Raw genomic sequence first — 17009 nt, forward strand, 5'->3', positions numbered from 1 at the left:
TGCGCCGCCATCACATCGGCGTCACGTTGCCAGGGATACAAAAGTGGCCTCACTCAGGGTGGCCAAGTCTCTCGGCGTCAGTTCAATTTCAAGCCCTCGTCGGCCCGCGCTAACATACACAGTGGCGAACGCTTCGGCTGACGAATCCACAAACGTGACTAGGCGCTTTTTCTGGCCTAGCGGGCTCACCCCGCCCAACACATAGCCAGTGGTGCGCTCTACTTCTTCTGGCGCGGCCATGGCGGCTTTTTTAACGTCGGCCGCTTTGGCAATTTTCTTTAAGCTTAGCTGCCCCGTAACAGGCACGATGCACACCGCCAGCTGCTTGCCATCCAGCTTCACAACTAAGGTTTTAAAAATCTGCTCGGCAGACACACCCAGCTTTTCAGCGGCTTCCAAACCGTAAGATTGCGCGGCACCATCGTGATGATACTCATGAACCTGGAAGGCAACCCCTGCATGTTTTGCGCTATTAATCGCCGGCGTCATGTCGCTCTCTTTTTTTGCCAGGAACTGAAACACTAACGCCAGCTTAACAACGCTGGCGTTAGTGTTTATACAGTTAATATATCAGCGATTACTGACAAGACACGACTTTACGCATAGTGTCTTTCGCCCAAAGGGTTTGCCCATCGGGCGTACGCCCATGCTCGTTCCAGCGTTCGGCCGTTTCCAAGCAGAAAGAACCGGCGCTTTCAACGGTCGTATCGCGATTAGCCGGGCGCTCTCCGCCAATACGCATCACGTCTGGATTATCAGACGTATAGCGAGGAGCAATGGTAGAACTTGCACAGCCAGCGACCAGGACAGTCAGCAGCAGTGCGGGTAAACAGCGGCGCAATGGCATGTTGTTACAACCCTCAACGTAGCGATCATTAGCCCGACACTTTTTTGTCGGTAGCGCTAAATAGCATCGCCGCACAAACAACGTCAATCTTTTTTAATGCCGCTTAGCCAGCAACCAGGGTAAGACTGGTGATTGGGCGCAGATTTAACCGCTTGCAGCGCTGCTCCACGCTATCAACTATTTCCTGGGCATCGTGAAACTGCTGCTTGTCGAGCTGAATGTCTACCATCAAGAAACTGCCTACCTGCGCCAGACGCACATCGCCAGCGGCGACATCAAAATCAGCAACGTCTTTCATTACATCGCGACGCACGCAGTTACTCGGCACACCGAACATCAGCTCACGCAGCGCGCCCTTCACCATGCGAATTGGCATCGGGAGGAAGTAGCCTGCAATCACCAGCACCATGACCGGGTCGGCAAAGCGTGCGTAGCTCGCCCATGGCGTTTGCGTTAGCCCCCAGGTGAGCATAAAGCCCAGCATCACTGCAGCACTTAGCCAGGTATCCATCTGCCACTGACGCAATTCAGCAGCCAGCAGCGACGAGCGCGCCACGCGGGCATAGCGCGCCAGCCACCACCAGGTCAATAAACAGCCGGTCACGTTGACCACGCCAAACATTAAGGCTAAATCTAGCGTGACTAGCCGCCCGCCTGCCGACAGGCTCCAGAGCGCTGACACCAGCGACACGAGACATACCATGGCGATCACTATGCCTTTGAGCAGCACCGCTAGCGGCTCAACCGTTAGCCGCCCAAAGGGGTAGTGATCGTCCGCAGGCTTACGCGCTTGATGAAGCGCATAGAGCGATAGCGATGCTAGCAATAGGCTTAGTAAGGAATAGCCGCTGTCAAAAAGAATCGTTATAGAGCCACTGGCAATCCCTAAAACAAGACCAGTGGATGCGAAGAGGCTGGCTGAAACGGCTGAAAATCTTAGCGCACGGCGCTCGGCTACAAAGGGGGTCACGCGGATAACTCCATCACATTGGGCAAATTGTGCGCCATAATAGAAGGAGGCTATATGAATAACCAATCGCTCAGTGCTAGGTTTATTGGCGCTAACATCTTTAAAACGAGACGACTATGCGTGCTGAACAGGTGCAGGCCTTTGTTGATGTTACTGAACATGGATCTTTTGCCGCTGCGGCCCGGCACACGGGAGTAAAGCGAAGTACGCTGAGCGCCGCGGTTAACGCCTTGGAAGACAGCCTTGGCGTGGCGCTTTTTGAGCGTTCTGGCAATAGCTTAACGCTGAGCGCCGTTGGTGACAGCGTGCTGCCCGACTGCTATCGCCTGTTAACCAGCGCCAGCCGGATCAAAAAACACTGCCATCAGCATTTGCAGGGTGTTGAAAGCCAGCTCTGTATTGCTCGTGACGACGCCCTGCCAGAGGCCTTTTGGCGCCAGGTAATGCATGATTTAAAACAGCAGTTCCCGCTCACGGCGATATCGGTTTATCTGGTGCCTCCGCAGGAACATGCCCAGTTTGTGCAGCGCCAAACGGTAGATATCGCTTTTGGCCTTTACACCGCTGAAGGCATTGATGCTAATGCAGCCAATCTTGCCCCGGTCACTATGCGTTTGGTGGCCGCACCGCAGCACCCTCTCAGCCGTCTTCCCAGCGTCAATCGCGATGACTTAGCCCAGTACACGCAGGTGTGCTTATCCCACGTGCAAGATGACAAGCTGATCAACGAGGCGTTGTTTTCAGGCAATTATCTTGGGTTCACCATGTTTGAAGTCATACGCGATGCCGTGATTAACGCTACCGGCTGGGCGCTACTTCCTTATCCGCTGGTCAAAAGCGCTCTGGAGGCAGGCACGCTGTGTACGCTCAATCACGATCTCGTCTTAGACAGCCATCATTATCGCTACGTAGAGAGCGATAACCGCGGCGTAGTGGCCGCTGCGCTGCTGAATAAGGTGGCACACTTCTTAGCCACGCTGCGTCAATCAGAGTTTTCTTAACCGCTGCCCAAGCGGACTGACACAGCGTTGAAATAATTTAATTGGCAAAAAATGCCAAAGCCTTCCACGCTATTAAAAAGTGCTCAGCCATTAAAAAACGAAGGAGATGCCAGGACACGCCACGTGAGGGACACAGGCAAGTGTCATCTGGGCGTAATACGCACCTGCCAGTGTCGAAGTTGCCGTCAACCAAGGAGTGATTCCACCGATGGTACGACTCGATAAGAAAGCCACTCGGCTGTACGTGCTGGACACTAATGTCCTCATTCATGACCCTGCCGCGCTCTATCACTTCGATGAGCACGATGTTGTTATCCCGATGACGGTTCTGGAGGAACTGGATAAGCACAAAAACGGTATTCGTGAAATCGCCCGCACGGCCCGCCAAATCAGCCGTACGCTTTCTGACCTTACTAGCCAAGTCACCTTTGATGAAATTCAGCTCGGCATTCCGATCCCTCGCATTAGCGGCGAATCAGGTCGTCTGCACTTTTTATGCTACAACGATTTAAAACTCCTCGACGCCATTGATGACAGCCCCGATAACCGCATATTGGCGGAAACCTGCCGCCTGCGCGATGAACGTCCCGATGCCTCGGTCATTCTGATCACCAAAGACATAAACCTGCGCGTTAAAGCCGCCGCGCTCAAGGTACCAGTTGAGGATTATCTAAACGACCGCGCGTTCTCTGATAGCGATGCCATGATTGAAGGCGCGCAGGTATATGCCTCAGCAGGACAAGATGGCGCCACGCTATGGGAAGGCCTCAATGTCGATGTGACTGTCGAGCGCGTTGGCCATCACACCTTCTACCAGCTCAATGGCGTGATGCCCAGGCATTGGCACGTTGGCATGCTGGTATCGGATAGTGAGAATGGCGCAGAGTTTGAGGCGATCGTTCGTGAACTGGGCCCCTCCACGGCCCGCCTTCAGCTACTCACCAACTACCGCCATCACTCCGGTGTTTGGGGCGTTCACGCACACGACAGCCGGCAAAACTTCACCTTAAATCTACTTATGGACCCGGATATTGACCTGGTCACGGTGGCCGGTAATGCCGGCACCGGCAAGACCTTTATGACGCTGGCGGCCGCCTTCCAGCAAACCCTGGATGCCAAGCTGTTTGAACGCATTGTGTTTACCCGCGCACCGATCCCCATGGGGGAAGACATCGGCTTTCTGCCCGGTACCGAGGAGGAGAAAATGTCACCTTGGATGGGCGCTTTCCACGACAACATGGATAACCTTTTGCGCAACGAGGAGGGAGAGTCTAGCTGGGATAATGGCGCCACCCGTCAACTGATTGGCTCACGCGTACAAATTCGCGCGCCGAGTTTTATGCGTGGCCGCACCTTAAATGACACCTTTCTAATCATTGATGAGGCGCAAAACTTTACTCCCAAACAGCTAAAGTCGCTGGTAACACGGGCGGGGCGCAATACCAAGATTGTCTGTCTGGGCAACGTTGGTCAGATAGACACGCCCTACCTCACCGCCAATACCTGCGGTATGGCGGCCGTCGTTGAGCGCTTTCGCGACTGGCCTCACGCCGGCCATATCACCTTGAAAAGCGTTGAACGTTCACGCTTAGCACTTGCCGCTGAAGAACTTCTATAAATAACCACTTTAGAGCAGTAATTGTTATGCACCATCCCTCACGCCAGAACCGGGTGAGGGATCCAAGAAAGCTGACTCAAAGAGCAACGAACACGAGGGCTTAAACAACCGGTCTTAAGCGGCTACTCAGTGTCAGATGCACGCCACGGCTGAGGGCTGCCAATCGTGTCTGCGGCAAACGCCTCACGTTCGCCAAGAGGACGCGGATAACCGACCGTTGTGTCGCGGTAAGTCTGACGCTCCATTTCACTGTTCACCTCTGCTCCGAACAGCACCACAAAGGCAGAAAGCCAAAACCATATCATCAACGCGATGACGGCTCCCAGTGATCCGTAGAGCTCACTAAAGGTTGCGAAATAGCGCACGTACAGCGAAAGCCCGCCGGAGCCCAATAGCCACATAAAAGTGGCGAGTAGTGTCCCATAGCTTAACCACCGCCACTGCGCTGAGCGCCGATAGGGAGCGAAACGATAAAGCAACGCGATCAGCACGCTCATTAGCACCAGGAGTGCAGGCCAACGTAGCCATTGCAGCAGTTTATCCAGGGGTGGATCAATAGCTAGAACATCAACCAACATGGGGACGACGGCGATAAAACCCAGCGATACCAAGGTCATAATAATCAAACCAAACGTCAGCGACACCAGCACCGTACTACGATGAAATAATGAGCGTTTTTCCGTTTCCCCATACACCACGTTTAATCCAATCACTAATACCGCCACACTTTTTGAGGCAATAAAAATGGCAATTAACAGGCCCACTAGCGTGCCCATCACGTTACTTGATTCAGCGCTTTCAACGACCTTCTGAGCCTGCTGATCAATTAATTTGGCCGCATCGGGTGGCATAAAGCGGCTGATTTCATAAAGCTGCTGGCCCGCCTCATAGGGGTCAAACAGCAGCCCCCAAAGCGAAATAACCGCTGCAATCGTGGGAAATAAGGCGAGCAATGCGTAAAAAGCGACACCGGCCGCCAGCATGGTAATGCGATCGCGCCGCGCGGCGCGCACTACTCGCCAGGCAATATCATGCCAGCCACGAGCAGGAATCTCGCTCGGCACCTCGGCACGCCGACCACGCGCCAGATTACTCATAGCGCGTCAAAATCCAGCACGGTTGCGACATTCTCATCATCCTTGCCCTTCCCACATAAGTAGCGCCGCAAGCACTGCGGCAAGCACCATCATCAAACCACTGGAATGATGCCGCAACCAGCCCTCCCCGGCCAATACGCGTGATAAAGAAACCATAAATCTGTTTTCCACACTTTGCGCGACAGTCACGCTGGCCGCTTTAATCTTGCCACAGCCGTGCCCTATCACACGTATCGGCACCAGCGCAGCGCTGACGACACAAGCATAAAGCCACCATAAATCACCTGCAGGGGGCGCTTTACCCTTAAAGGGGCGGGTTAATACCCAGCCCACGGCGGCGAGAAGAACACCTGCCGGAAATGGCCATATAATCCCCAGCCACTCTTTAATGGGCGGCATTTCAATACTGCCCGCAGGCAACGGTAGCCACAGCGGTGTCACAAGCGCCGCCATAATGCCTGCTAGCCAGGCGCCCGATTGCCACGGGTTGCTGCCGCCCTGCTCGCGCTGCTGCCACTGGCGCCAGAGCGCGACACTCACTAGCGCCGCGGTGCCAACGGCGGCCCAGCTCAGCAGCTTAATTAACGATTCATGATGCATCTCATAAAGCGGGCTTTTGACGCCCCACTTGCTGACCATGCCTGCGCCAATAGCACCGGCCAGCGATATACCCGGCAGCGCCATCAACGCCCACATCAGAGGCAACGGCCAGCGCGGCAGGTGCTCACTAATACTGGTGCCCATAAACAGGCTGCCTTTGGCCAACGCGTGATGAGCTGCAAACAACACCAGGCCCGGCCACAGCAGTGGCCAAACATCCGGCGCCACCAGCCCCATTGCCACCAGCGCGGTCATCATGCCCATTTGACTAATACTTGAATACGCTAGCACGGCCTTGGGATGGCGCTGAAAGACACCGTAGAGCGCCGCGGCGAAGGCGGCTGCCAATCCGGCTATTAGCATGACGTGGCCAAACTGGGCCAAGGCATCGGATACCTCTTCATGACCCAGCGGCAGCACGCTTATCCAGCCGAGCAGGCCGGCTTTAATCATCGCCCCGCTGAGCACCGCACTGGCCGGTGCGGGCGCGACCGGGTGTGCCAACGGAAGCCATACGTGCAATCCGATCACGCCGGCTTTGACGCCAAAGCCTAAGCACAGCAAGGCAGCCATCCATGCGCCCTGCTCCGCAACTAAAATACTCTCACGCACGCCTTGCAGCGTTAGCGTGTCGGCCTCACCGGCGGCCCATAAAAAGCCGCCTAAAATAAGGCCTTCGCCGACCACGGCCAAGATTAAATATACCCGAGCGCCCAGCCGCGCCTCTTGTGTACCGGTATGCACCACGAGGGCATAAGCGGCAAACGTCATCAGCGCAAAGCCTAAATAAAAGCTGGCAATATCCTGGGCGATCACCATCAGCACGTTGCCCAATAGGGTCATTGGCCACAGCAATGAAAAACGCTGCAGGCGTCGCTGAGCGGCTTGATCGCCCACCTGAGCCTGCTGCTGCTCCGCCGCAAAATAACCTCGCGCGTGCACCGCCGCTAAACTCCACAGCAACGCGGTAAACGCCAGCCATGGTCGGCTTAGCGAGTTTAACGCCCACTCTCCGCCCAGCATCCAGGCATCGATAGTCCACTGCGCTTCGCCACCGTACGCTAACAGTAAGGCAGGCCAGGCAGCGCTCACCCACAGCAGCGAAAAATAGTCGCGCCGTGAGCTTGGCGTGCGATAGGCGTGCCAAGCTGAACTTCCCGCGACGCACAGCGGCCATAGCAGTGACAGCGCCAGCAGCAGCGTCATCATAGCAAGTACTCCCCGTTTGCGACGCGGGTTGCCCAGTCCAGCGGACTAAACGGCAAGCCTGCCAACAAACCAGCAGCAAGGCTTATCAAAGCGGTAAACACCATCGGCAAAAGCAACCAGCCATGGGTTTCAAAGCGCCCTAAACGCTGTTCATCGGGCCAGCTGCCTTTGCCATGCGAAGGCCCCAAGCGGAACCACAGGCGATGTACAATCGGCAAAAAGTACATCGCGTTGAGCGTACTGCTGGCCACCAGCACGGCCACCACCCAGTACATTTCAGCCTGGATCGCCCCAATACCGAGGTACCATTTGGTAATAAAGCCAGCAACGGGCGGGAGGCCAATCATGCCTAGCGCGCCAATCGTAAACGCAATACTGGTTAACGGCATGCGCTTACCGGCGCCGTCCATTTCGTCGATGCGGTGAATCCCCAACTCTTCTGCATAGTTACCCGCACAGAAGAATAACGTGACCTTCATTAAGCCCTGGTGCAGCAAGTGCGCTAACGCGCCTATAGTACCGAAAGGCCCAAACAAGCCGATGCCGAGAATGACGTAGGAAACCTGGCTGATGGTAGAAAACGCTAAGCGGGGTTTCAGCTCTTCTTGCGCAAGGGCTCTTAGCGAGCCATAAATAATTGTAATCGACGCCGCCACCGCAAGCGCGGTAATGACGCCAAGCTCCACGCTAAGCTCAATGCCATAAAGATCATAAACCACCCGCAAGATGCCAAACGCCCCGGCCTTCACGACCGCGACCGCGTGCAACAACGCGCTCACCGGCGCTGGCGCGACCATGGCTCTCGGTAGCCAGCCGTGCAGCGGCACCATGGCAGCCTTGACCGCAAACCCACCCACCAGCAGCGCAAATATTAGCGTTAGCAAGCCACGATGATCGTTTAAATAGTCGCCCAAGCCCTCTTCGGAAGAAAAAGACTGGTCCCCCGTCAGGCTATAAAGCAGCACCGCGCCCAGAAGCAGTACCACGCCAGCCGTGAGGGTATAGCGCAAATAAACGCGGCCCGCATTGAGCGCTTGCTCCGTGCCACGGTGCACCACTAGCGGGTACGTGGAGAGCGTCAGCATTTCGTAGAAAATCAAGAAGGTAAACAAGTTATCAGCCAGCGCAATGCCGATGGTACTGGCCACGCAGAGGCTAAAAAAGCCAAAAAAGCGTTTTCGGTTGGCAGACCCTTCCAAGTAGCCAATCGCGTAAATCGTCGTACACAGCCACAGCAGTGACGATAACCCGGCGAACATCACCCCGAGTGCATCTGTACGCAATACGAAATCAACACCACCGACGACCTGGAAGCTGAAAACATCCTCATATCCAGCGGCTACCCGCCTGACCATTAGGGTAACCAGAACAATATTAACGACCGCAGCCAGCAGATTAATCGTGGTACGTAGACGGCGGGACTCTTCCGGCAGCGCAAAAATAATCACGGTGACCAGCAGCGCGATAGCCAGCGCGGTGATGGGTAGCCACGCAGCAGTCATACGCCACCTCCCTGCATCAATTCCAATGGAAAATGCGCCAAAAGCCCCAGCGCGAAAGCAGCCAACGCCAGCGTCAGGGCGATTAAGTCCATTCCCGGCGCAAGCGGCTGATAACGCTGACGCGGTGCCGACTCGTCAAACGAATAGCGAAACATGCGGAATATATAGGCGGCGGTTAGTAACGTACCGACAAGCAGTGCCGCCACGGCCCACCACTGCTGGGTGATGATCATGGCCTCAAAGAGCAGCCATTTTGCGGTAAAACCAGCACTCGGCGGCAGGCCCATCAACGTGATGGCAGCAATGCCAAACACTAACAGTGAAAGCGGCAAGCGTCGGCTGGTGCCGGCCAAGCCCTTTAAGGTACTTTCACCGGTCGCCAGAATCAGGTTTCCGGCAGCCATAAACATCGCGGCCTTGGCAAAGGCGTGCCCCATTAGCTGCAGCCAAAAGCCTTCCCACGCTAAGGCGCGAGGCAGCGGCGCGACGTCTGCTCCCAGCAGCAGCGGAAAAATCACCATCAAATAACCCAGCTGCGCGACGGTTGATGAGGCAACCAAGGTTTTCAGTGAGTCGGTACGCCATGCTAATAGGCCACCCCATACAATCGCCAGCATGCCTAGCCAGGCGATAACACGCGATGCGTAGAAAGCATCCGGCAGTAGGATGCTCCACAGCAGCACCAGCATAAACAGCGAAGCTTTGATCACCAGCCCGGCATGCAGTGCACTCACCGGCGTCCAGGCATTTTCGTGGACAGGCGACAGCCAGGCATGCAGCGGAAACAGCGCGGCTTTCAGTGCAAGCCCCGCGCCCATCAGCGCCGCAGCGAACCATGCCACGGGGCCGGGCTCTATTGTCTCGGCCAAGCCCTGTAAATCTAACCGGCCCCAGTGGCCTAAAATCAAAGCAACGCCCAGTAGATAAGCCAGCGACCCCACCAGCGCTAGCAGCAAATAGCGCATCCCAGCCTTAAGGGCAGGCGCTTTACCCGATAGCAGCAGCATGCCAACCGCCGCCAAGCCCATCAGCTCCAAGGCGACATAGAGTGTGAGTAGATCCGTGGCTAGCCACATTAATGAAAGCGCGCTTATCAACGTGCCCATCAGCGGCCAAAGCCAGCGTGCCATCGGGCCGGGGTCGCTTAAGCGCAAATAGCCGGGCGTATATAGCGCTGCGGCAAAGCCAATCCACTGGGTCGTTAACAGCAGCAGCACGCTGAGCCCATTTAAGCGCAGCGACAGATGGATGTCTGCGACGGCCCACTGCCAACGCAGCAGACCCGCATCGTTAAATGCCAATAGCAGCATTACACCAGCCGCCACTATCGGCGCACCGGCAAGTAGCACGGGCCATACTCGCTTAGGGGGGAATAATGCCGCCAGCAGCCCCATCAACAGCGGCAGGCAAAGCGCCGTCAACAGCGCCCAGTGGGTTGTGGCAAGCGGCTCAAAGGTGCTATCAAAGAGGCCAAAGCGCCAGATCATGTCGCACTCTCCTTGGGCCCGCTGTCGTGGTCCAAGGCATCGACCCCTTCCAAATGTACAAGCTGCCTTATTAGCAGAGCGCCGAGCATCGACCCAAGTGCCGCCACTAATAGCCCCACGCTTATTAACGCCTGGGCAGCCGGAGTAGTATCCGCCACGCCGGCGAGCAGCATAAATACGCCCGAACCGAGTAGATTAAACGCTAACAAACGTCTTAACAGGTGACGGTGTAGTGCAAAGGAGGCCATGGCGCTAGCAGCAATCACCACACCAGCCAATACAAGCGGATGTTCAGAAAGCGAGTGCTGCATATCGGCTAATACATAGCGAATCGCGGCAGCAACCATGACAAACCAGACCAGCGCTAACACTACGCGCACAGCAACGCGCGACCATGGCTCGCTAAAATGATCGTGCGTTAAAACGGATGGGCCGCTAGGCCCAAAGTGACCGAGTGCATAAAAAAAGCAGAGCCCTGTCAGCACTGCTCCTAGCAATAGCTCTGCGCTTGCTAACCAAATGGCACCTAGCTGCCACCATGCCAATGCCATAGCAATAGCAAAAGCCAAAAAGAAGCGGCAGGCGCGCAGAAGATAGCGATCAAACAAGCACACCAGCGCCGTCCCCGTAAGGCACAGCGCTAGCGCTACTTCTATCACATCAATGGAAGCTATCATTCGTTTTCGCTACGTCCTTGCATCGGGCACGAATAGGCGCTTAATTTAGGCAAATGCTAGCTTAGGCAAATGCTAGCTTAGACGCGTGCCCAGCCATTTGCCGATATCATTCACCTGCTGTGGGCAGAGCGCGTGGGCCATGGGGTACTGGCGGTAATTGACCTTATAGCCCATCTCCTTTAAGCGGTCTACGCCGCTGCGCCCCAGGCTTTCGGGCACGATAGGATCAAAGTTACCGTGCTGCACTTCAATTGGTATTTGTCGATTCGCGTCGCTAAGAACAATATTGTCGGCAGTGGCAAAATAGGTCGACATCGCCAATAAGCCGCCCAAGGGTGCGGGGAAAGTGAGCGCGGCTTCGTAAGCAACGGCGCCGCCTTGCGAAAAACCCGCCACAATAATGCGCCGGCTATCGATTCCCTGATCAATTTGCTCTTGAATCAGCCCCTGTAATCGCTCAGCCGATTTTTTGAGCTGGCTTTTATCCACCCGACGCCCCAAATCCATGGCGAGAATGTCGTACCACGCCGGCATCACCATGCCGCCATTAATCGTCACGGCCAAGCGCGGCGCATGGGGCATGATAAAACGCACCTGCGAGTCTTTATGTAACGCTAATGCGGGCACTAGCGGCTCAAAATCGTGCCCGTCAGCACCCAAACCGTGAATAATAAAGACACACGCATCGGCGGGTTGACCGTTTTTCGGCTCAATAATCAGTTCGCCAGGATCAGTCATCGACTCTCATTCCTTGTGCAAAAAAAGCAACCCTAGCGCAAACCAGTCCTAACCGCGAGTAGTGGCGTGCCTAAAGGAGTCACGCCACCGCCAAAAGATGTTTCAAAAAGGCCATACCTGAGGAATCAACACAAGCGCTATCGCACCGGTTAACACATTTAAACCACTGCCTAAACGTAGAAAGTCACTCACTCGGTAGCCGCCGGGGCCATACACCATCAAGTTCGTTTGGTAGCCGATAGGGGTTAAGAAGCTGGCTGAGGCAGCAAACATAACGGCCACTACGTAAGGCATCGGGCTAACCCCTAAGCTTTCTGCAGCGCTCATCACGACCGGAAAAATAATCACTGCCGCGGCGTTGTTTGTGACTAGCTCGGTGAGTAACGCTACGACACAGTAGGTGCCTATCAGTAAGAGTAGAGGATTGCCCGCCACTAGCGCCAGCAGCCCACCGGCAATCACTTCCGCCGCACCGGAGCTCTGTAGCGCGGCTCCCACGCCAAACGACGCGGCAATGGTTAGCAGCACCTGCGTATCAAGACCTCGCTTGGCCGCTCCCACCGAGCAGCAACCCGTCAGTAGCGCAAACGCCGCACCCAGCATGGCCGCATTGAGCATGCTAAGCACGCCCAGTGCTGCAAGCATCACGGCACCCAGTAAAATTCCCCACGCGAGCGGCGCCTTTTCATGGATCGGCCGTGCTGCCCCATTAAGCTCGCTTATCAGCAAGAAGTCCCTGGACTGACGATGACGTTCAATAAACGGTGGACGCGCTTCCAGCAGCAGCACATCCGCTGACTGCAAGCGTACTTGACCTAAATTCCCTTTTACCCGCTCACCGCCACGGCATATCGCCAGCACCGCCGCGCCGTACAGTGTTCTAAACCGGCCATCGCGAATACGCTGGCCAATAAACTGGCACTGGTCAGACACAACGGCCTCGACCAAACGGCGCTCTTTAAACTCTTTCTCTAAACTGGAGGTGTCGTCGCGTGAAGGAATCAAACCACGGATTTGCTGTAGCTCCACCGCTGCGTCGCTGGTGCCGACAAACACCAGCCGATCGCTCCCCTTGAGCTGCTCCCCCGGGCCGACAACGCTAACAATGTTACCTGCGCGCTCAATCTCCACCAGAAACAGCTCCTGTAAATGACGCAGCCCGGCTTCCTCAACGCTACGGTCGACCAGCACACCGGCAGGGTCCACCTCCATTTCAATCGTGAACTCACGCGGATTGGCAAACGCACTGGCCACCCCGGAACGCGACGGTAGCAGCCGCGGCCCTAGTGCAATCAGATAGGCTAGCCCCGCTATGGCCACGGGAATCCCGACCCAAGCGAGATCCAAAAGCCCCATGCCGCGCTCGGGATAACGGTCAAGTAATAGTCCATGTACGACCAAGTTAGTACTGGTGCCGAACAGGGTAATGGTGCCACCCAGGATAGAAGCAAAGCTGAGCGGCATGAGCAGTCGCTGAGGAGATAAACGCAGCCGCCGGCTCCAGCTCATCACTGCAGGGATATAGGTCGCCACTACCGGAGTATTGTTTACAAAACCACTGAGCATCGCCACGGGTAATAATAGGCGTGCCAGGGCGCCTCTTTCACTTGTAGGGCGCCCCAATACATAGCGAATAATGAGATCGATCCCACCGGTTTCACGAATGCTGGCCACCAGCACGTACATAAAGGCGACGGTGAATAAGCCGCTATTGGAAAAGCCGCCTAATGCCTGCTGAGGATCAATGACACCCAGCGTCATCAGCACGATAACCGCGCCTAGTAAGATAATATCGGGCCCTAAGCGTGAAAAAGCCATTAGCGGAAAGATCGTAACCACCACTGCTACCGCAATCCATGCATCCAGCGACATACCCACCCCATTCTTAATCCACAAGCATGGGCTATTGTGACGCCAATCACATATTCTAAAAAGTTATTTTTAGAGAAATTTAAAGAACAAAAATGAATATAAGAATAGCGACAATGGTGCCAAGATTGCGGCTTTAGAACTTACTAAAGAACTTACTAAATGACGGACAGCAAAAAGCCCCGCACGAGGCGGGGCTTTCCGGTCAATCAACGCTAAGCGCTAATTGTTAACATCTCATGGTTTAAGAATTAACTTAAACGATTTTGATGTTAGAAGCCTGAAGGCCTTTTTTACCCTGAGTGACGTCGAAGGAAACCTTCTGGCCGTCTTGCAGAGATTTGAAACCTTCAGACTGAATTTCAGAGAAATGCGCGAACAGGTCGTCGCCATTGTCGTCAGGAGAAATGAAGCCGAAGCCTTTAGTGTCGTTGAACCACTTAACGGTACCAGTTGCCATGATCGAAATCCTCGATGTAGCTAATCAAAACCGGGAAATACCCGAATTACAGTGGGTAGAACAAGAAACTTTCACCAGATTTAACGCTTGAGGCGTTTCTATACTGCTGACAACGTTCAACTTGCTAACCAACTGAGCGTATATTGCGCCTAACCAATGCACCCGTCAACACTACTATAATACCTAGCTAAAAGTCTCTACATTCCTGGACTTTCCATGAATTTCAGCTATGTGCTGCTAAGATCCAACCGGCAGCCTTCTCCGCAATCATTAGCGTCGGTGAGTTTGTATTGCCACTGGTAATGGTTGGCATAATGCTCGCGTCGGCGACGCGCAGACCGCTAATACCACGCACTCGCAGCCGCGCATCCACCACCGCCATAACATCGTCCTTGCGGCCCATACGCGCAGTGCCCACCGGGTGAAAAATGGTCGTTCCTATGTCGCCTGCCAACCGGGTAAGCTCATCATCGCTTTGGTACTCAGCGCCGGGCTTCACTTCTTCAGGCGCATATCTGGCAAAGGCCGGCTGCTCGGCAATGTGCCGAGTGACGCGCAGCGAGTCCGCTGCAACCTTACGATCTTCTGGCGTACTCAGATAGTTAGGCGAAATGGCCGGCGCTTGACGCGGGTCGCTGCTCTTTAGCCGCACTGTCCCTCGGCTGGTGGGGTTCAAGTTACACACGCTTGCGGTAATCGCCGGGTATGCGTGCAACGGCTGGCCAAAAGCCTCAAGGCTCAGCGGCTGCACATGGTACTGGATATTGGGATGCGCGTGCTCTGGCGAGCTGCGAGTAAACGCCCCCAGTTGAGAAGGCGCCATGCTCATAGGCCCAGAGCGTTTGAGCAAATATTCAAACCCGATACCGGCCTTTCCCCATAGCGTACTGGCCATGACGTTTAATGTTTTGCCATTGGTGATTTTATAGACCGAGCGAATCTGCAGGTGATCCTGAAGATTCTCGCCGACGCCCGGCAGCTCATGCACCAAGGTAACGTCATGTTTACGTAAGAGCTCGGCAGGCCCCACGCCAGAAAGCTGCAGCAAGTGCGGCGTACCGATAGCGCCTGCACATAACACCACTTCCCCACTCACCGTCGCTCGCTGAACGCTGCCATTGCGCTCAACCTCAACGCCCGTGCATCGCGGCACGCCACCGTCTGCGGAAAAACACAGCCGATTAACCTGCGTGGAATGCCATAGCGTTAAGTTGTTGCGTTTGAGTGCCGTGCGCAAAAATGCTTTAGACGTATTCCAGCGAAATCCCGAGCGCTGATTAACGTCGAAGTAGGCCACACCCTCGTTGGAACCGCGATTGAAATCGTCGGTTCGCGGTATGCCCGCCTGCACGGCAGCCTCGGCAAAATCGTCTAACACAGGCCATTTTAGGCGCTGTTTTTCGACTCGCCATTCCCCGCCATGCCCATGAAAGTCGCGATGCTGAGCATCGCCATCACCGCCCGCATCTAATCGATAGTGGTCTTCATGCTTGATAAAATCAGGTAAACAGTTTTCCCAGCGCCAGGCATCGTCGCCCGTTACCTCAGCCCAGTGATCGTAGTCTTGCGCCTGGCCGCGCATGTAAATCATGCCATTGATGCTGGAGCAGCCGCCCAGGGTTTTGCCGCGTGGATAAATCAATGAACGGCCGTTAAGTCCTTTATCGGGCTCGGTGCGAAACAGCCAGTCGGTACGCGGATTGTTGATACAGTAAAGATACCCTACGGGAATATGAATCCAATGGTAGTTATCACGCCCACCTGCCTCTATCAGCAGTACCTTGTTATTGGGATTGGCACTTAAACGATTGGCCAGCAAGCACCCGGCGGTGCCTGCGCCTACAACGATATAGTCATAGTAATTATTAGCTAGTTCTGGCATCACGGGCTCCGGTAACGTTAAGGCGCTACTTCGCCATCACAAATGCAGCGCATGCGCAAACCCCACTCGTCGGAGAGTGGCGGCTAACAAGAGCGTTAATTAATTGGATTGTTGTTGTCATGGGCCTACCTTTAAGAAAGAACGTGTTTTGCAAAGGCTGCGGATAAACGTATAAGTAGAGACTAGCCTACTGAGTTAGCCAAGGGAGCCTAGGCGTTAGTTTAATGTCGCTATTAGCAAGTCGCGCCACAGGCCATTAATGGACTTAAGTTCGACCCGTATCACTACTGCCACTGGAGTGCTTTCAATGCCCCGACTTCCCCTTTTTCGTCCATTAGCACTTTGCGTAGTGGCCGCTGCGGGCCTAGCCAGCCCGTCACTTCAAGCCCAGGCGACCACTGAGGCTACGTTTGCCGGCGGCTGCTTTTGGTGCATGGAGCCACCTTACGATAAGCAGCCCGGAGTCAGCGCCACCATTTCTGGCTACATCGGCGGCGAGCTAGAGAACCCTAGCTACGAAGATATTTCGCGAGGCGGTACCGGTCACGCTGAAGCTGTGCAGATTGAATACGACCCAGAAGAAATCAGCTACGCGCAGTTATTAGATATCTTCTGGCGCAATATCGACCCCTTCGCGGTAGACCGCCAGTTCTGCGACGTGGGCGATCAGTACCGCTCAGCGATTTTTTATCATAACGAAGAGCAGCGCGAGCTGGCCGAAGCATCTAAAACCGACATGGAAGCACGCTTTGACAAGGATATCGCCACCCAAATAGTACCCGCCACGACGTTCTGGCCAGCAGAGGAGTACCACCAGGATTATTATGAAAAGAATTCGGTGCGTTATAAGTTTTATCGCTTCAGCTGCGGACGCGACGGGCGGTTAGAAGAAGTATGGGGCGAAGAAGCCGGTGGGCCTACGTTTAGATAAGCACATTCATATTGAACCGATTGATTAACGCTATGCCCTAGACTGAGTATCTCTATTATGCAGGAGTACTCAGTTTGTACTAGAGTGACTCTACATTAGAAATAGACTGGTCGATTAAAGC

General features: G+C 54.9%; 15 protein-coding genes. 3 read left to right on the top strand and 12 right to left on the bottom strand.

Annotated elements, in window-relative coordinates:
- Positions 1 to 21: 21 nt before the first annotated feature.
- The 3 genes from ybaK to KUO20_RS11650 all read right to left on the bottom strand — a co-directional run bounded on the left by ybaK (position 22) and on the right by KUO20_RS11650 (position 1817).
- A complete protein-coding gene (ybaK, locus tag KUO20_RS11640) occupies positions 22 to 489 on the bottom strand; it encodes a Cys-tRNA(Pro) deacylase (RefSeq protein WP_235040024.1) in 468 nt (155 codons plus the stop codon).
- An 88-nt stretch (positions 490 to 577) separates the two neighbouring features.
- Entirely contained in the window at positions 578 to 847 is a 270-nt protein-coding gene (locus KUO20_RS11645; RefSeq protein ID WP_235040025.1) for a hypothetical protein, read from the bottom strand.
- A gap of 103 nt (positions 848 to 950) precedes the next feature.
- The gene (locus tag KUO20_RS11650; protein WP_235040026.1) at positions 951 to 1817 is read right to left on the bottom strand and encodes a cation diffusion facilitator family transporter; all 867 of its coding nucleotides are present in this window, start codon (positions 1815 to 1817) and stop codon (positions 951 to 953) included.
- Positions 1818 to 1933: 116 nt separating this feature from the next.
- On the opposite strand from KUO20_RS11650, the gene KUO20_RS11655 reads away from it, so the two are divergent.
- Positions 1934 to 2818: a LysR family transcriptional regulator gene (locus KUO20_RS11655; protein WP_235040027.1), complete on the top strand. Its 885-nt coding sequence runs from the start codon at positions 1934 to 1936 to the stop codon at positions 2816 to 2818.
- A gap of 208 nt (positions 2819 to 3026) precedes the next feature.
- Positions 3027 to 4436 carry a PhoH family protein gene (locus KUO20_RS11660; protein ID WP_235040028.1) on the top strand — a complete coding sequence of 470 codons (1410 nt, stop codon included), beginning with the start codon at positions 3027 to 3029 and terminating at the stop codon, positions 4434 to 4436.
- 122 nt (positions 4437 to 4558) lie between these two features.
- Here the strand turns inward: KUO20_RS11660 and KUO20_RS11665 are convergent, their stop codons facing one another.
- From KUO20_RS11665 to KUO20_RS11705, 9 genes are all read right to left on the bottom strand, one after another.
- Positions 4559 to 5533, bottom strand: a complete 975-nt coding sequence (locus tag KUO20_RS11665) for a YihY/virulence factor BrkB family protein (protein ID WP_235040029.1) — start codon at positions 5531 to 5533, stop codon at positions 4559 to 4561.
- A gap of 36 nt (positions 5534 to 5569) precedes the next feature.
- Entirely contained in the window at positions 5570 to 7342 is a 1773-nt protein-coding gene (locus tag KUO20_RS11670) for a complex I subunit 5 family protein (RefSeq protein WP_235040030.1), read from the bottom strand.
- On the bottom strand, positions 7339 to 8844 hold the full coding sequence (locus KUO20_RS11675) for a complex I subunit 5 family protein (RefSeq protein WP_235040031.1): 1506 nt from the start codon (positions 8842 to 8844) through the stop codon (positions 7339 to 7341). The genes KUO20_RS11670 and KUO20_RS11675 overlap by 4 nt, the downstream gene beginning before the upstream one ends.
- The gene (locus KUO20_RS11680; RefSeq protein ID WP_235040032.1) at positions 8841 to 10331 is read right to left on the bottom strand and encodes a complex I subunit 5 family protein; all 1491 of its coding nucleotides are present in this window, start codon (positions 10329 to 10331) and stop codon (positions 8841 to 8843) included. Before KUO20_RS11680 ends, KUO20_RS11675 begins: the two co-directional genes overlap by 4 nt.
- Positions 10328 to 11008 (bottom strand): hypothetical protein, encoded by a 681-nt coding sequence (locus tag KUO20_RS11685; RefSeq protein ID WP_235040033.1) that lies wholly within the window; start codon positions 11006 to 11008, stop codon positions 10328 to 10330. The genes KUO20_RS11680 and KUO20_RS11685 overlap by 4 nt, the downstream gene beginning before the upstream one ends.
- 72 nt (positions 11009 to 11080) lie before the next feature.
- Positions 11081 to 11746, bottom strand: coding sequence for an alpha/beta hydrolase (locus KUO20_RS11690; RefSeq protein ID WP_235040034.1), 666 nt, complete (start codon positions 11744 to 11746; stop codon positions 11081 to 11083).
- A 102-nt stretch (positions 11747 to 11848) separates the two neighbouring features.
- Positions 11849 to 13618, bottom strand: coding sequence for an SLC13 family permease (locus KUO20_RS11695; RefSeq protein ID WP_235040035.1), 1770 nt, complete (start codon positions 13616 to 13618; stop codon positions 11849 to 11851).
- Between the two features lie 253 nt (positions 13619 to 13871).
- A complete protein-coding gene (locus tag KUO20_RS11700; RefSeq protein ID WP_235040036.1) occupies positions 13872 to 14075 on the bottom strand; it encodes a cold-shock protein in 204 nt (67 codons plus the stop codon).
- Between the two features lie 223 nt (positions 14076 to 14298).
- Entirely contained in the window at positions 14299 to 15957 is a 1659-nt protein-coding gene (locus KUO20_RS11705) for a GMC family oxidoreductase (RefSeq protein ID WP_235040037.1), read from the bottom strand.
- A 307-nt stretch (positions 15958 to 16264) separates the two neighbouring features.
- Between KUO20_RS11705 and msrA the strand changes: the two genes are divergently transcribed.
- Positions 16265 to 16888: a peptide-methionine (S)-S-oxide reductase MsrA gene (msrA, locus tag KUO20_RS11710; protein ID WP_235040038.1), complete on the top strand. Its 624-nt coding sequence runs from the start codon at positions 16265 to 16267 to the stop codon at positions 16886 to 16888.
- Positions 16889 to 17009: the final 121 nt, after the last annotated feature.

The sequence above is a fragment of the Vreelandella profundi genome (genome assembly GCF_019722725.1).
Taxonomy (GTDB): domain Bacteria; phylum Pseudomonadota; class Gammaproteobacteria; order Pseudomonadales; family Halomonadaceae; genus Vreelandella; species Vreelandella profundi.

Coding starts and splice junctions, on each gene's coding strand:
- ybaK (WP_235040024.1), bottom strand. CDS start 489: ATGACGCCGGCGATTAATAGCGCAAAACATGCAGGGGTTGCCTTCCAG.
- KUO20_RS11645 (WP_235040025.1), bottom strand. CDS start 847: ATGCCATTGCGCCGCTGTTTACCCGCACTGCTGCTGACTGTCCTGGTC.
- KUO20_RS11655 (WP_235040027.1), top strand. CDS start 1,934: ATGCGTGCTGAACAGGTGCAGGCCTTTGTTGATGTTACTGAACATGGA.
- KUO20_RS11660 (WP_235040028.1), top strand. CDS start 3,027: ATGGTACGACTCGATAAGAAAGCCACTCGGCTGTACGTGCTGGACACT.
- KUO20_RS11665 (WP_235040029.1), bottom strand. CDS start 5,533: ATGAGTAATCTGGCGCGTGGTCGGCGTGCCGAGGTGCCGAGCGAGATT.
- KUO20_RS11670 (WP_235040030.1), bottom strand. CDS start 7,342: ATGATGACGCTGCTGCTGGCGCTGTCACTGCTATGGCCGCTGTGCGTC.
- KUO20_RS11675 (WP_235040031.1), bottom strand. CDS start 8,844: ATGACTGCTGCGTGGCTACCCATCACCGCGCTGGCTATCGCGCTGCTG.
- KUO20_RS11680 (WP_235040032.1), bottom strand. CDS start 10,331: ATGATCTGGCGCTTTGGCCTCTTTGATAGCACCTTTGAGCCGCTTGCC.
- KUO20_RS11685 (WP_235040033.1), bottom strand. CDS start 11,008: ATGATAGCTTCCATTGATGTGATAGAAGTAGCGCTAGCGCTGTGCCTT.
- KUO20_RS11690 (WP_235040034.1), bottom strand. CDS start 11,746: ATGACTGATCCTGGCGAACTGATTATTGAGCCGAAAAACGGTCAACCC.
- KUO20_RS11695 (WP_235040035.1), bottom strand. CDS start 13,618: ATGTCGCTGGATGCATGGATTGCGGTAGCAGTGGTGGTTACGATCTTT.
- KUO20_RS11700 (WP_235040036.1), bottom strand. CDS start 14,075: ATGGCAACTGGTACCGTTAAGTGGTTCAACGACACTAAAGGCTTCGGC.
- KUO20_RS11705 (WP_235040037.1), bottom strand. CDS start 15,957: ATGCCAGAACTAGCTAATAATTACTATGACTATATCGTTGTAGGCGCA.
- msrA (WP_235040038.1), top strand. CDS start 16,265: ATGCCCCGACTTCCCCTTTTTCGTCCATTAGCACTTTGCGTAGTGGCC.